13 protein-coding genes are annotated in these 13974 nt (G+C 66.0%); 12 read left to right on the forward strand and 1 reads right to left on the reverse strand.

The window, feature by feature from the left end; translation table 11 throughout:
- Window positions 1-9 precede the first annotated feature (9 nt).
- The 9 genes from tssG (at window position 10) to ACFIMZ_RS35800 (ending at window position 11260) form a co-directional block, all read left to right on the forward strand.
- Window positions 10-1095: a type VI secretion system baseplate subunit TssG gene (gene tssG, locus ACFIMZ_RS35760; protein ID WP_431825975.1), complete on the forward strand. Its 1086-nt coding sequence runs from the start codon at window positions 10-12 to the stop codon at window positions 1093-1095.
- 62 nt (window positions 1096-1157) lie between these two features.
- A complete protein-coding gene (locus tag ACFIMZ_RS35765; protein WP_431826038.1) occupies window positions 1158-2174 on the forward strand; it encodes an ImpA family type VI secretion system protein in 1017 nt (338 codons plus the stop codon).
- Window positions 2175-2245: 71 nt separating this feature from the next.
- Window positions 2246-4537: a type VI secretion system Vgr family protein gene (locus ACFIMZ_RS35770; RefSeq protein WP_431825976.1), complete on the forward strand. Its 2292-nt coding sequence runs from the start codon at window positions 2246-2248 to the stop codon at window positions 4535-4537.
- A 31-nt stretch (window positions 4538-4568) separates the two neighbouring features.
- Window positions 4569-7031, forward strand: coding sequence for a DUF2169 domain-containing protein (locus tag ACFIMZ_RS35775; protein ID WP_431825977.1), 2463 nt, complete (start codon window positions 4569-4571; stop codon window positions 7029-7031).
- Window positions 7028-8110, forward strand: a complete 1083-nt coding sequence (locus ACFIMZ_RS35780) for a pentapeptide repeat-containing protein (protein ID WP_431825978.1) — start codon at window positions 7028-7030, stop codon at window positions 8108-8110. The genes ACFIMZ_RS35775 and ACFIMZ_RS35780 overlap by 4 nt, the downstream gene beginning before the upstream one ends.
- Window positions 8111-8150: 40 nt before the next feature.
- The gene (locus ACFIMZ_RS35785) at window positions 8151-8819 is read left to right on the forward strand and encodes a DUF3540 domain-containing protein (RefSeq protein WP_431825979.1); all 669 of its coding nucleotides are present in this window, start codon (window positions 8151-8153) and stop codon (window positions 8817-8819) included.
- A 12-nt stretch (window positions 8820-8831) separates the two neighbouring features.
- Window positions 8832-9215: a DUF4150 domain-containing protein gene (locus ACFIMZ_RS35790; RefSeq protein ID WP_431825980.1), complete on the forward strand. Its 384-nt coding sequence runs from the start codon at window positions 8832-8834 to the stop codon at window positions 9213-9215.
- Window positions 9216-9602: 387 nt separating this feature from the next.
- Window positions 9603-9827: a hypothetical protein gene (locus ACFIMZ_RS35795; protein WP_431825981.1), complete on the forward strand. Its 225-nt coding sequence runs from the start codon at window positions 9603-9605 to the stop codon at window positions 9825-9827.
- A gap of 53 nt (window positions 9828-9880) precedes the next feature.
- On the forward strand, window positions 9881-11260 hold the full coding sequence (locus ACFIMZ_RS35800) for a DUF6895 family protein (protein ID WP_431825982.1): 1380 nt from the start codon (window positions 9881-9883) through the stop codon (window positions 11258-11260).
- Here ACFIMZ_RS35800 and surE read toward each other — a convergent pair.
- Window positions 11186-11980: a 5'/3'-nucleotidase SurE gene (gene surE, locus ACFIMZ_RS35805; RefSeq protein ID WP_431825983.1), complete on the reverse strand. Its 795-nt coding sequence runs from the start codon at window positions 11978-11980 to the stop codon at window positions 11186-11188. The two genes, ACFIMZ_RS35800 and surE, sit on opposite strands and share 75 nt — an antisense overlap.
- A gap of 180 nt (window positions 11981-12160) precedes the next feature.
- On the opposite strand from surE, the gene ACFIMZ_RS35810 reads away from it, so the two are divergent.
- The 3 genes from ACFIMZ_RS35810 to ACFIMZ_RS35820 all read left to right on the forward strand — a co-directional run bounded on the left by ACFIMZ_RS35810 (window position 12161) and on the right by ACFIMZ_RS35820 (window position 13961).
- Complete coding sequence (locus tag ACFIMZ_RS35810) at window positions 12161-12754, forward strand: helix-turn-helix domain-containing protein (protein ID WP_431826039.1); 594 nt, start codon at window positions 12161-12163, stop codon at window positions 12752-12754.
- Window positions 12751-13281 carry an N-acetyltransferase family protein gene (locus tag ACFIMZ_RS35815; protein WP_431825984.1) on the forward strand — a complete coding sequence of 177 codons (531 nt, stop codon included), beginning with the start codon at window positions 12751-12753 and terminating at the stop codon, window positions 13279-13281. The genes ACFIMZ_RS35810 and ACFIMZ_RS35815 overlap by 4 nt, the downstream gene beginning before the upstream one ends.
- A gap of 122 nt (window positions 13282-13403) precedes the next feature.
- Complete coding sequence (locus ACFIMZ_RS35820) at window positions 13404-13961, forward strand: sugar O-acetyltransferase (RefSeq protein WP_431825985.1); 558 nt, start codon at window positions 13404-13406, stop codon at window positions 13959-13961.
- Window positions 13962-13974 lie beyond the last annotated feature (13 nt).

Genomic DNA, 13974 nt, shown 5'->3' on the forward strand with positions numbered 1-13974 from the left:
ATGCGCGCGATGCCCCGGAACGACGCGCCTGCCATGGCCGAAGCCGCGCTGTCGCCGCAGTTGCGCGCGCGCCTGCGGGCCGAGCCGTGGCGCTACGGCTTCCTGTCGCTGCTGCGGCGCATCGGCGCGGACCCGCGCATCGATCCGGTCGGCACCGCGAAGCGCCCGCGGGCGGAGCCGTTCCGGCTCGGCCAGCAGCCGAGCCTCGCGTTCTCGCCGCGCGAGATCGCGAGCGTCGGCGACGCGGGCGGGCGCATCCGGGTGCGCCTGTTCGGCCTCGGCATGCTCGGGCCGAACGGGCCGTTGCCGATCCACGTGACGGAGATCGCGCGCGATCGCGAGGAGAGCCGTCGCGATCCGACGCTCTGCAATTTCCTCGACATCTTCCACCATCGCTACCTGACGCTGCTGTATCGCGCGTGGGCGTCGGCGCAGGCGGCGGCCGGCCTCGACCGGCCCGGCGACGAACGGTTCTCGTTCTACGTCGCGTGCCTCACCGGCCAGGACGCCGGCGAGATCGGCCGCCGCCCGCTGCCCGCGCATGCGCGCCTGTCGGCGTCGCCGCACCTGGTGCGCGAGGCGCGCAATCCGGACGGCCTGCGCATGACGCTCGAGCGGTACTTCGGCGTGCCGGTCGCGCTCGAGGAGAACGTGCTGCACTGGATCGCGGTCGACCCGCTCGAGCACAGCCGCCTGGGCAGGCCGGGCAGCGCGTCGACGATGGCCGAAGGCGCGCTGCTCGGCGAGCTCGTGCCGGACCGTCAGCACAAGTTCCGCCTCGTCGTCGGGCCGCTCGACATTGCCGATTACCTGCGCTTCACGCCGCAGGGCGAGGACTTGCCGCAGCTCGTCGAATGGGTGCGGGCGTTCGTCGGCTACGAATTCGAATGGGAGCTGGAGCTGCGCATCCGGCCGAACGGTGCGCCGCCGGCCGTGATCGGCGGGCCGCAGCAGCTCGGCTGGTCCGGGTGGCTCGGGCGCTCGCCCTCCGGCGAGCCCGTGACGGGCATGCGTTTCGAGCCCGAGCGGTATGCGGACCAGTTCGCCCGCCACGGCGGCCCGCCCGATTCCACCGCGCAGGAACTCACACAATGAGCCACAACCGAACCCACGCCGGCCGATCCGCCGCCGCGCGCACGCCGAACACGCACGACTGGATGGCGCCGGTCGATCCCGCTGCGCCTTGCGGCGCGGACCTTGAATACGATCCCGAGTTCGTTGTGCTGGCCGCGAAGGTCGCGCCGCGCGCGGAAGCCCAGTACGGCGACTTCGTCGGCTCGCCGGAACCGGTGAACTGGAACGACATCGAGCGCGACTGCCGGCGGCTGATGATGCGCAGCAAGGACATGCGCGTCGCGATCCTGTTCACCCGCTGCCGCACCCGGCTCGGCGGCGCGGCGGGCCTCGCGGAAGGCGCGGGTCTGCTGGCCGGCTGGCTGGCCGCGTTTGCGGACGGGATTCACCCGCAGCCGGGCGTCGACGCCGACCGCGACGCCGCACTGGAGATCCGGATGAATGCGCTGCAGGCGCTGACCGACCCCGACGGCCTGCTCGCGGACATGCGCGAGATCACGCTCGCCCGGTCGACCGCGATCCGCCTGCAGGTGCGCGACGTCGAGCGCGCGTTCGCGCAGCCGCGCGCGGCCGACGCGCTGGCGCCGGATTCGGTGCTGCGCCAGCTCGACGAATTGCGCGCGCAGCAGCCGGCCGCGCTTGCGGGCTTCGACGACGCGCTCGCGAGCGTCGCCGCGATCGACGCATGGAGTCGCGACCACCTCGACGCGTATGCGCCCGACCTGTCGGCGCTCGACGCGTTGCTGCGGCTCGTCGCGGGACGGCAAGCGCGCGCGGCGGACGCGGCGCTGGAGGCGGCGCCCGACGACGCGCCGCCGATGCAGGATGCGGGCGGCGCGCAGCCGGATGAAGCGTGGCCGGCGCCCGCCGACGGCGTTGCGGATGCCGTGCGCCCCGGCGTGCGCGGGACGCCGCCGGATCGCGTCGCCGCGGCCGAATTGATCCGCGACGCGCGCCTGTGGTTCGAGCAGCACGAGCCGAGCAGCCCGGTTCCGGTGCTGCTCAGGCGTGCCGAGCACCTGATCGGGAAGCGCTATGCGGAACTGGTGCATGCGATTCCCGCGGAACTGCTCGCGCTATGGGCCGGCGATGCGCCATGACCGCACCGGGACACGCCGCGCGCACTTCGGCGCGCTTCACCGCTTGAACCCGTTTCTGGAGGGATTCCGTCATGCCGAATGTTCCTGCCGTACGCACCGTGATGGTCGGCGGCCCCGCACTGCCGACGACGCCCGTCGGCGACCCCGCGCTGCAGTTGAGCGCGATCCACGGCAACGAAGCGTTGTCGGAGATCTACGCGTACACGCTCGACTGCCTGACGCCGCCCGACCTGACGATGCCGGAAGAGCAGGCCGCCAACCTCGACCTGAAGGCGATGATCGGCAAGGCGCTGACCGTGACCGTGCAGCTCGACGGCATGGGCTCGTTCGTGCCCGGGATGCCGGGGATTTCCGGCGCTGCCCATATCGGGCAGGGCAAGCGCGAGATCAGCGGCATCGTGACCGGCGCGAGCTTCGAAGGGCAACTGAACCGGCAGTGCCGCTACCGCCTGACGATGCAGCCGTGGATCACCCTCGCCGACCAGCGCTCGGACTACCGGATCTTCCAGAACAAGACCGTCGACGAGATCATCGACGAGGTGCTGAAAGCGTATTCGTATTCCTATGACAAGCGGCTGAGCGGCCGGTATCCGAAGCTCGTCTACCAGGTGCAGTACGGCGAGACGGATTTCGCGTTCATCCAGCGGCTGATGCAGGAGCATGGCATCTACTGGTTCTTCGAGCATTCGAACACGGTGCACCGGATGGTGCTCGTCGATCACCTGGGCGCGCACAAGCCGGTCGACAGCGCCGCGTACCACACGCTGCGGTACTACCCGCCGGGGCACAAGATCGACATGGAGCATGTCGACGCGTTCAACACGACGGAGCGCATCCAGTCCGGCCGCTGGACCACGAACGACTTCGATTTCGAAAAGCCGAACGCGCGGCTCGGCGTCGAGAACGCGTTGCCGCAGGACACTGCGCACAACGGGCTCGAGCGCTACGAGTGGCCGGGCGACTATGCGGACCCGGCGCACGGCGAGCATTTCGCGCGGGTGCGGATGGAGGAAGTGCGCGCGCAAGGGGAGCGCGCGGCGGGCAGTGGCAACGTGCGCGACGTCGTGTGCGGCACCACGTTCACGCTGGAGGGTTGCCCGCACAGTGGCGCGAACCGGGAGTATCTGGTGCTCGGCGCGTCCTTCGAAGCCGTGGAAACGGTCGGCGCGACGGGGCCGGGCGAATTCCGGATCGGCACGTCGTTCGTCGTGCAGCCTTCGACCACGGTGTTCCGGCCGCCGCGCACGGTGCCGCGGCCGCGCACGCGCGGGCCGCAGACGGCGGTCGTGACCGGGCCGCAAGGGCAGGACATCTGGACGGACCAGTACGGGCGCGTGAAGCTGAAATTCCACTGGGACCGCTCGCCGGTGCGCGACCAGAGCTCGTCGTGCTGGGTGCGGGTGTCGTACGCGTGGGCGGGGAACAGCTTCGGCGGCATCCATATCCCGCGCGTCGGCTCGGAGGTGATCGTCGACTTCGAGAACGGCGACCCGGACCGGCCGATCGTGACCGGGCAGGTGTTCAACGCGCTGCACATGCCGCCGTGGCCGCTGCCGGACCATGCGACGCAAAGCGGGATGCTGAGCCGCACGCCCGCCGGCAGCGGCGAGCAGGCGAACATGCTGCGCTTCGAGGACAAGCCCGGTGAAGAGCAGGTCAAGCTGCATGCGCAGCGCAATTACGACGTGTCGGTTGAACGGGATGCGACGAAGGCCGTCGGGCGCAAGCATTTGACGCTGGTGGGGCTCGAATTGCCGCCGGTGTCGTCCACGAAGTCGCCGCTGGACCGGCTGGTCGACATCCTGCGGCGCGGGGGCGCGGCGCGCGGCGCGTCGGCGGGGCAGCAGCCCGCGTTCCAGCAGCAGCAACAGCAACAACAGCGGCAGCAGCAATATCAGCCGCTGAAGCAGCAGCGTCAGTTTCAATTGGCGAGCGCGCCCCAGGGGCTCGCCGCGAACGTCGCGAGTCGGCTGCAGGAAATCATCGCCATACTCACGAGCCCTTTTGCGACGGCATCGGTGAGTACCGTACAGGGGGCGTCCACTTCCGTGGTGTTCGGCGATACGCAGGGCGTTCACGTCGGCGATACGGTGAAGGTCACCAGTGGGGACGCGCGGTCGGAGGTCAATGGAACGGCCTTCTCGATGAAGTCGAACAGCGTTTCGTTGACCGGCGCGTCCGAGAGCTTCACCGGATTCAGTACCGGACATACGGGGACGAGTGTCGACACGAAGGGTTGCGGCATTTCGGCGACCGGGGCGAGTATTTCGACGACCGGGGCGAGCATCAACATTACGGGTATATCGGTTTCCAGAACCCAATGTAAGGTCGGCGAGATCGGGGGAATCAAGATAGAGATTTGACCGAAACCTCCCACCAGCATCAGTACTTCGAATGAAAATCATCAAACCACTCAGGCTCAGTCCGCTGACACGCCTCTACCGGAAGCGCGGCGAAGAGCATCTCGGCATCGCGGCGATGATGATCGCGACATTGGGCGACGCTCCGCAATTGCTGATGGACACGGAACTCTGGAGTCTGGCCGGCGAGGAACTGGGCGGCTACACGCTCGACATGGCGTTGCCGAAAGCGCATCCGGAGTTTCTCGTCGCCGGCTACGCATACGGCAAATACGCCGACGCGCGTGGCGGTGGGGCCTGCGAGGTCGGCGTCCACCTCAACGGCGTCGAGAAGCGGCTGCGGGTATCCGGCGACCGGCACTGGGACGGCTCGCGCATCACAGCGCCGCGGCCGTTCGAGCGCCTGAAGCTCGATTGGGATCTCGCGTACGGCGGCGCGGGCCATGCCGACAACCCGCGCGGCCGGGGCGTCGCGACGCCGGACGCCGCCGCGCACCTTCTGCCGAACATCGAATCTCCGCACGACCCGATGCGCTTCCGTGACCAGCGTCCCGCGCCGGCGGGCTTCTGCCCGATCGACGCCGCGTGGCCGCAGCGGGCGAGCCTGTACGGCGAACACGACCGGCAATGGCTGGAGGAGGATTTCCCGGGCTTTCCGCGCTCGCTCGATCCGCGCTACTTCAACATCGCGCCGGTCGATCAGCAATGGATCGAACAGGACGAATGGCCTGACGGCGCGGCCTACGAACTGGTGCACCTGCATCCCGACCACGCGTTGCTGACCGGGCGCCTGCCGGCGCTGCGCGCGCGCTCGTTCATCGTGCGCGCGGGCAGCGACGCGCCCGAGGAAATCCCGATGCGCCTGACGACCGCATGGTTCATCCCGCACCGCGAACGCGTGCTGATGATCTACCACGGCGTCACGACGGTGCGGGAATTCGACGCGAGCGACGTGGAGGCGCTGCTGTTCGGCGCGGATGCGAGCGGGCAGCCGAGGCCGGCCGACTGGTATCGCCAGGTGATCGACTGGCGAACCCGGCACGAGAAGGCCGCGCTCTATGCGCTGCGCGATCAGGATTTGCTGCCCGAGCGTTATCTGTCGCCCGGGTTCCCGGGGGTGTCCGGCGCGGCGTCGCAAAGCGTGAGGCAGCAGATCCTGAAAGACAAGCTGAGCGCTTTCCCGGAAGCCGGCCAGGTCGAGGAACCGCGCCTTGACCAACTGGTCGAGTTCGTCGAGCGTCAGGAGGCGGAGGCCGAAGTGCAGCGCGCCCGTCTGGAAAATTTGCGAGAGGAAGCTTCGGCGAACGAAGCAATCGCAAAGGCGGCGCGGCGCGGTCCGCCGGAACGCATTGCCGCGCCGGATGATGGAGCCGGACTGACAGACCGCTCACGCATGCAGCAAATGCAGCACGACGCGGATGCAAGCCTGCGCAATCTGTACCTGCAGTCCGCGCATCATCAGGATGCGCCGGATCGGTTGAGTATGGCCGCGTCGCGACAGCATCGCGAACGAATCGCCGCGGCTGTCGCTGCAGGACAATCGCTGGAGGGCGCCGACCTCACCGGCGTCGATCTTTCCGGGATGGACCTGCGCGGCGCAAGGCTTTCCGGCGCGATGCTCGAAAACGCCGATCTGAGCGACACCGACCTGATGGGCGCGGCTTTGAACCATGCCGTGCTGGTGCGCGCCAACCTGAACCGGACGATGTTCCGCGATGCGGACCTGACCGGCGCAAACCTGTCGCTCGCGGCTTGCGACCGGACGGATTTCGCCGGGGTCAACCTGAGCGATTGCATCGTCGAGCGCGTTCAATGGCGCGCTTGCAGATTGAACGGCGGCGTGCTGGTCAACACGCGATTCAGCGAATGCCGCTTCCACGCGGTCGACTTCAGTCACGCGACGCTGCGCAACCTGATTTTCATCGAGCAGTCCTTCGACGACGTGGATTTCTCGGGCGCGACGATCCGCAAGATGCTGCTGATGAACTGTCCGATCGTCGATGTCCGGTTCTCGGCCGCCGATATCGAAGGATTCGGGATCGTCGACACGCAGGCGAACGGGCAGCTTCGCTTCGATCGTGCGCGCGTGGTCAAGGCCTGCTTCATCCAGCACTGCGACCTTGGCGGCGCCGATTTCTCGTGCGCGATGCTGAATGAAGTCAATTTCCGCGAAACGAATCTCGACGGCGCGGATTTCAGCGGCGCGCACATCGGCAACTGCGACTTCACCGACGCACGCCTGAGCGCCGCCCGTCTGCGCGGCGCGAAAGTCGAAGGGAGCAATCTCGTGCGAACCGATTTCACGCAAGCCGACCTTCGCGACGCCGACCTCATCGGCGCATTCATGCGGCGGGCGACGCTGGACGGCGCCGATCTGCGCCGGGCCAACCTGTTTCGCGCGAACCTCGCGCAGATCCTGGCCGACGACGACACGCGCTGGGACGAGGCTTACCTCAACAAGGCCATGCGGTATCCATTGGCGGAGTCCGGCAGATGAGAGCGAGCGCAGCGCAGTTGCATGAAGCGATCCGTCAGGGTCGGGTCATCCGGGATATCGTGATCGATTCGGCGCACCACGACGCGCTGGATTTCTCCGGGGGCGTGTTCGAGCGCGTCAGCTTCGTCAATGCCGGCATGACGCGCGCGCGGTTCGGCGAAGCCGTGTTCAACGGATGCCGGTTTCAACGCGTCGACCTGACGCAGGCGGACCTGTCGAACTGCGTGTTCGAGCAATGCAGCCTTGACGACGTCTGCGTCGCGCAAGGCAATCTGAACGGCTGCGTGATGAATGCGACGCGCGCCGCCGGCACGGATTTCAGCGGCGCGCGGGCGGACGGCTTCAGCTGCATCGGGAGCGACCTGAGCGATTGCCGGTTTCATGACGGGCGGATCCAAGCCGCCGTGTTCTGCGAGACGCGGCTCGCGGGCGCCGATTTCGCGCGGGCCGAGGTGCGCAAGGCGGTTTTCTACCAGCTCGACCTGACGCAATTGCGGCTGACCGATGCGACGTTCCATGACACGGTCTTCGCCGAATCCACGCTGGTCGGCCAGCGGATGCGCGGCCAGCGAATGCATCGCTGCCAGTTCGTCCGCGCGGATCTCCGTGATGTCGATTTCACCGCCGCCAATCTGGCGTACTGCAATTTCCACGGCGCGAAGCTGTCGGGGGCGCGGCTCGACGGCGTCGATGCGCCGTTCAGCATTTTCTACGAGGCCGACGGGCAGGGCGCGGCCTGCCGCGACGCCGCGTTGAGCGACAGCATCTGGGTTCAGGCGGATATCCGGAACGTCGATTTCAGCGGCGCGAAACTGGACCGGGCCGTGCTTCAGCACGCGCAATGCAACGGCGCGCGCTTTTCGCGGACGAGCCTCGAGGGTTCGGATTTCTCTTACGCGAACCTGACCGGGGCCGAATTCGACGACGCGTGCTTCGCACGGACCGGTTTTCATGGGGCGATTTCGCCCGATATCGCGTGGCGCGCGCATCCCGGCGCGATCGAACGCGATCAGGCGTTGGCCGACGCGCAGGCGTGGTCGCGGCACCGGGATGAACGCGGCGAGCGCGACGATCGGTAGGCGTTACGTGTTCGAACCGTCTTGAATCGAAGGAGGGAAGATGCATTCAACAGTCGCAGAACGGCGCGCCGGCGTTTCGCCCGCGACGCCGGAAACGGTGGCCACGATCGTCGACGTACTGCCCGGCGGGCGGCTCGTCGCGGCATGCGACGGCGCGAAGCTGCATTGCCGGCGCGCATTCAGTTGCCTTGTCGAACCCCGGCCCGGCGATCGCGTCGCGATTTCGCGAGCGGACGAGCGAGGCGCGTATGTGACGTACGTGACCGCGATCCTCGAGCGTCCGGACGCGGACGGCGTGCACATCGTCGTCGACGGCGACCTCGTGCTGGAGTCGACGCGGGACGTTTGCGTGAAGAGCCGCGATGCGCTCCTGCTGCGAAGCGGCGAGCATGTGTCGATCAAGACGGCGCAGCTCGCGATGTCGGCGCAGGAGGCGTCGCTGTCGTCCGAGCGGGCGACGATGACGAGCGCGGAATTCCATGGCCGGGTCGGCAAGATCCGGCTGATCGGCAGGATCCTGGAGATGGTGATGGACCGCGTCGCCCAATCCTGCCGCAGCAGCTTCCGCACGGTGGAAACCGTCGAGCACCTGCGCGCGTCGCATGTCGATCACGCGGCGACCGGGACCATGCGGCTGCATGCGAACAACACGTTGATCACGTCCGAGCAGCTGTCGAAGATCGATGCCGGACAGATCCATCTCGGTTAGGAGGACGTATTCATGTTTGCGAATTCGAGCGCGGACGGCAAGAACATGGCGATGAGCGTCAACCTGACGCCGCCGGCGGGCGCGCCTGTCCCGTATCAGAACGAGGCGCAGCGTGCCGGCGCGGTGCCGAATGTTCCGAACGTGATCCTGGTCGGCGGCCCCGCTCACAATGCCGCGACGGTCATTCCGTCGTCGAGCGGCGACGCAGGCGGGGCGATGGGCGGCGTCGCGTCGGGAACGGTAGGGGGGACGTCCCGCAATCCGCAGGGCTCGGGCAAGGTGATCCTGTCCGGCAGCCCGGTCACCCGGATGACCGACCCGACGCAGCAGAACACCGGCAATGCCAGCGGCGCGGGCACGTCGCCCAGCCAGTTGAAGGTGCTCGTACTTTCGTGACTGGCGCGGCCGGCGTGTTTCGTGAATCGGCCGGATAGCCGCATGCGAATTCCGGGGGTGTTTTAGCCAAGGGTTTACTGAAATATCGGTTTCAAATGATTGATCGTGGCCAGGCCGCTCGCCGTGTTCGAATCGGCTTGCATTCGTTGAGGGATCGCCTATTTTTAATTCCGTCTGCTCTGTCGATAAAACTTCGGCGAGAACGATAAGGAAAGGCCGAGTGAATAATTCCGTGGAAAATTCCATGCAATGAAGCTTGCGGCATCGCGGAAGAAAAACACACCCTCTGCAGACAGTCCTAATGGCTCGTACTCCCTGTCTACGCGATATTTGAGTCGGCAATTTTTGCCGCCGCGAGATCGGCCATCAGCATAGATCGGAGGTGATATGACGAAGCGAACCGAGCTGCAGTCGGAAGTGGTCAGCGCGCTTGCCGAAAGCAATGCAATCGACTTTGAAGCGCTGGGACGCATCATTGCCAAGTTTGGTCCGCGAGCGGCCGCCACCGGCGACGCGATCGGGCTGGTGATCAACTGGCGGGTGTTCGATATCTGCATCCCGCCCGAACCGTATCAACAGCAATTCGTCGAGCGCGTGTCCGAGCGGGAATAGAAAACTCGAACGATGCGAGCGCACGTTCGCCTTCGACGAGGAGCGCAACACGGATGACGGATCGATCGGACTCGCCCGACCTGGCCGGGCGAGTCCTCAACGCCCTTCACATTGCCGCGCGGATGCTTGCGTCGATTGACGAGGCGCGCCCTTCGCGCGGAGACGATCCGGGTATTCCTGGTTTTCAGACAACCTTCCGCGACAAGATCGTCGCGGAATCCGCGATGCTCGTTTTATGCGCGAAAGGGGCGGCAAATCACGAGCGGCGAATATCGGAACGCGTCGACGCCGTCATCGGCCAGATCAATCGCTTCGCGAGGAGCGAGCATGTGGCGAGCGCACTATGCGTCGATCCGGGACGGGCGCTGGAACATGCGGTCGCGCACATCATTCTCGGCCGCCTGGGTTACCCGGATGCGAAGCTCGACCATCTGCTTTCGCTGTGCCACGCCAGCGGCGCGGTGGTGGGTCCCGAACGGCTGCCGCATCGGCAGCTGGAACAGCAGTGGCTTGCCCGCCTGTGGGGCGCCGCGCATCGACCCGATCACGGCGAGCGGTCGATTCTCGTTCAATCGATGCTGGGCCGGGCGCTCGATGCGTTCGGTTCGAGCCGGTTCGACGTTTATGCGTTCACGCATTCGCTGATGTACGCGACGGATTTTGGCGATCGCCGTCCGAGGCTGCCCCGCAAGTCGTCCGCGATTGTCCTCGATGCCGAGACCGCGCTTGCGTTCGCGCTCGACACCGACGACCTGGATCTCGTGGCGGAGGTGCTGATGACCTGGCCGATGCTCGGTCTGCCATGGAGCCCCGCGGCCGTATTCGCGTTTCGGCGGCTCACCGCCGTGGCGGACGAACGGGGGTTTCTGCCCGGCTATAGCTTCGTTGCGGCCGAATGCGACAAGCTGACGGGTGACGAGCAGAGGCAATATGCGCTCGTGACGTCATATCACGCAAACTATGTCATGGGATTCCTGTGCTCGTTGGCCTTGCGAGGCGGCGCCACGCCACCCGATTCCTTGTCCGCGGATCGGCGTTATCGGGGCGCGGCGGCCGCCCTGATCGATCTCATCGACGACACGGCCGAAACACTTGCGTGGCGGCGGCAGTTCGACGCGCTCACGCCGAATGAACAGGATCGGCTCTCGCCCTTGCTGCTCGCCACCATCCTCCGTCGAGCGAAGAACGGCGGCGATTTGCGGTTGGTGCGACATGCGCTGGCTGTCGCGGTCAAACATGACCTGTGCTGTTCGCCGTCCGCCGTGCAGGCGGCTGCGCTGCTCCGCCGCGGGCAATTCCTGGTTCAGTACTTCTCCGATCGCGCGACCGAGCGAGGCTCTGCTACGTACGGAACCCAGTCAATGCCGAATCAAATCGAGGTGGCGGGAACGCAGGCCGGACAGGGCATGTTCATGGGTCCGCTCGAACTTTAGCGGCGTGACGGTGACGTGTCCGGCGTTGAGCGAAGCGGTTTCCGAATCCGCCGCATCCTCGCGCGGCGCTCTGCTCAATTTGAGCCAATAGTAGTCGAGCTCGCGCGGGTCGCGGCGCGCAACCACCTCGACACCCTGAAGGACGCCGGCGCCCTGGCTCGTCATCCTGATCGGTCCGACGTCTTTTGCCGGAATCGCGGGGAAGTTCACGTTGAGGCACGCGTCGCGCTCCCAGCCGAGCGCGGCGAGCTGACGAATGACGTTCGGCGCGTGTTCCAGCGCCGTATTCCATGGAACGGCATTGCGATCGGTAAACGCCTGGCTCAACGCGATTGCCGGAACGCCGAGCAGCATGCTCGTCATCGCCGCGCCGACCGTTCCCGAGAAGACCGTTTCGGTGCCGAGGTTCGCGCCGCGATTCACGCCGGACAGCACCAGATCGGGCCTGGCGTCTCCCATCAGATGGCCGACTGCCACGGCGACGCAATCACCCGGCGTGCCCCGGACCGCGAAGCGTCGTTCGCCTTTGTGATGGACCCTGAGCGGCTCATGAAGACTCAGCGAGTGAGACGTGCCGCTTTGATCCTCGGCGGGCGCGACGACCCAGATTTCTCGCGCCAGTGTCGCGACGGCCTGTTCGAGTATCTTCAGGCCCGGTGCATCGTATCCATCGTCGTTGGTGAGCAGGACGCGGTTGAAGATCGGCGCGGTTTCTGACATCGGGAATCCTTGTGGAGACGAAATGGACCGGGAAAGCATGACGGCAAATACTACACGAGCCCGTAACGTGCCCGGGCGCGCGTCGGTTGCGCCGGCATGGAGATCCGGCCATCGGCCTCATTGACAAGGTCCATTCCGCAATCTAGTTTACTGGAGGTACAATCCATAAAACTGGATGACATGGACATTCACACCCGAATCGCGCAACGCATTCGCGAACTTCGCGACGCCAGGGGTTGGTCGCTTGACGCCCTTGCTGAGCGGAGCTCGGTCAGCCGCTCGAATATTTCGCTGATCGAGCGCGGGCAAAGCAGCCCGACCGCCGTCGTGCTCGACAAGCTGGCGACGGCGCTCGGCGTGTCGGTGGCTTCGCTGTTCGAGCCGGTGGCATCCGAATCCGCCACCGAGCTGTCGCCGCGTTCATCGTTGCGCGATCAATCGCGGTGGACCGATCCCGAGTCGGGCTACGTGCGGCGCAACCTGTCGCCGCCCGCGTGGTCGCCGATTCAGCTGGTGGAAGTCGAGTTTCCGCCGGGACAGCAGGTGGCATACGAAACAGCGATGCGCGATGCGGACATCCATCAGCAGATCTGGGTCATCGACGGCGTCATGGAGCTCACCTATGGCGACCGGCAATGGCAGCTCGAAACGGGCGACTGCATGGCGATGAAGCTGGACCGTCCGATCGGCTATCGCAACACGTCGGCTCGTCCGGCCCGCTATCTTGTCGCGCTGTGCAACCTGTCCGCCGACGCATCCCGGAGCAGAAATTGACCGAATCGATAACCATCCGGCGCGTGAGCGGCGACGAGGTGACGACCTATGTCGACGCGTTGTCCGACGTGCTTATCGACTGCGTCGAGGGCGGCGCATCCGTCAGCTTCATGTTGCCGATCTCGCGGGATACCGCCGCGCGGTTCTGGCGGCAGGTCGCCGACGGTGTCATTCGCGGCGAGCGGATCCTGCTCGTTGCGGAGCGCGCTGACGGCCGAGTCGTCGGCACCGTGCAACTGATCACCGCATTGCCCGAAAACCAGCCGCATCGCGCCGACATCGCCAAGATGCTGGTCCATCGCGATGCAAGACGCCAGGGCGTCGGCGCGCGTCTGATGGCCGCGGCGGATGACGCGGCCCGGGCGGCGGGCAAGGCCGTTCTCGTGCTCGACACCGTGACCGGCAGCGATGCGGCGAGACTGTATGAGCGTGCAGGGTGGCAACGGGTCGGGGACGTGCCCAATTACGCGCTGATGCCGGATGGCAGGTATTGCGCGACGACTTTCTTTCACAAGCAACTGGCTTGAGGTCAGTTCAGCGAGACCCTCGACACAGGTCGGCACGACAACGCGCGCCCAGATGCTGCAGCCCCCCGGTGCGGACGTCACGCGCCGAACGCGGGTTCGACCGCACACGGAGAAAACAACGAATGGCGAACGATGAGCGCACCAAGATAATTCCCAGGAGAACGCCGGAATCGGCCGCCATGTTGGCGAACGTCAAACGAGCGATGGCGATCACGGCCAGTCTTAACCGTTTGACGTTCAACGATGCGGATGAAGCTCGGGCTTTGTTCAGCGAACTCATCGGCAAGAAGGTGGACGACAGCGTTTTATTGATCCCGCCGTTCTATACGGCCGGCGGGGTCGATATCAGCGTCGGCCGCAATGTTTTCGTCAACCAGAACTGCACTTTTTACGACCTTGGCGGGCTCGATATTGCCGACGACGTGATGATCGGACCGAACGTGAGCCTCATCACGACCGGTCACCCCATCGAACCTTCGCAGCGGCGCGCGTTCGTGGTCGCAAAGCCCATCGTGATCGAAAAAAACGTCTGGATCGGAGCCGGCGCGACGATCATCGGTGGCGTGACGGTGGGCGAAAACTCGGTTGTCGGCGCGGGCTCCGTCGTCACCAAGGACGTTCCCCCGAATACGCTTGTCGGTGGAAATCCGGCGACGGTCATTCGTTCGATTGCCGAATAGGACCATTCGAACA

It is taken from the genome of Burkholderia sp. F1 (assembly GCF_050813845.1).
Lineage (GTDB): Bacteria > Pseudomonadota > Gammaproteobacteria > Burkholderiales > Burkholderiaceae > Burkholderia > Burkholderia ubonensis.

Excerpts from the sequence above, each read along its gene's own strand:
- ACFIMZ_RS35795 (WP_431825981.1), top strand. The coding sequence starts at position 9,603 with ATGACGAAGCGAACCGAGCTGCAGTCGGAAGTGGTCAGCGCGCTTGCC.
- ACFIMZ_RS35775 (WP_431825977.1), top strand. The coding sequence starts at position 4,569 with ATGAAAATCATCAAACCACTCAGGCTCAGTCCGCTGACACGCCTCTAC.
- ACFIMZ_RS35790 (WP_431825980.1), top strand. The coding sequence starts at position 8,832 with ATGTTTGCGAATTCGAGCGCGGACGGCAAGAACATGGCGATGAGCGTC.
- ACFIMZ_RS35770 (WP_431825976.1), top strand. The coding sequence starts at position 2,246 with ATGCCGAATGTTCCTGCCGTACGCACCGTGATGGTCGGCGGCCCCGCA.
- ACFIMZ_RS35800 (WP_431825982.1), top strand. The coding sequence starts at position 9,881 with ATGACGGATCGATCGGACTCGCCCGACCTGGCCGGGCGAGTCCTCAAC.
- ACFIMZ_RS35810 (WP_431826039.1), top strand. The coding sequence starts at position 12,161 with ATGGACATTCACACCCGAATCGCGCAACGCATTCGCGAACTTCGCGAC.
- tssG (WP_431825975.1), top strand. The coding sequence starts at position 10 with ATGCCCCGGAACGACGCGCCTGCCATGGCCGAAGCCGCGCTGTCGCCG.
- ACFIMZ_RS35780 (WP_431825978.1), top strand. The coding sequence starts at position 7,028 with ATGAGAGCGAGCGCAGCGCAGTTGCATGAAGCGATCCGTCAGGGTCGG.
- ACFIMZ_RS35820 (WP_431825985.1), top strand. The coding sequence starts at position 13,404 with ATGGCGAACGATGAGCGCACCAAGATAATTCCCAGGAGAACGCCGGAA.
- surE (WP_431825983.1), bottom strand. The coding sequence starts at position 11,980 with ATGTCAGAAACCGCGCCGATCTTCAACCGCGTCCTGCTCACCAACGAC.
- ACFIMZ_RS35765 (WP_431826038.1), top strand. The coding sequence starts at position 1,158 with ATGGCGCCGGTCGATCCCGCTGCGCCTTGCGGCGCGGACCTTGAATAC.
- ACFIMZ_RS35785 (WP_431825979.1), top strand. The coding sequence starts at position 8,151 with ATGCATTCAACAGTCGCAGAACGGCGCGCCGGCGTTTCGCCCGCGACG.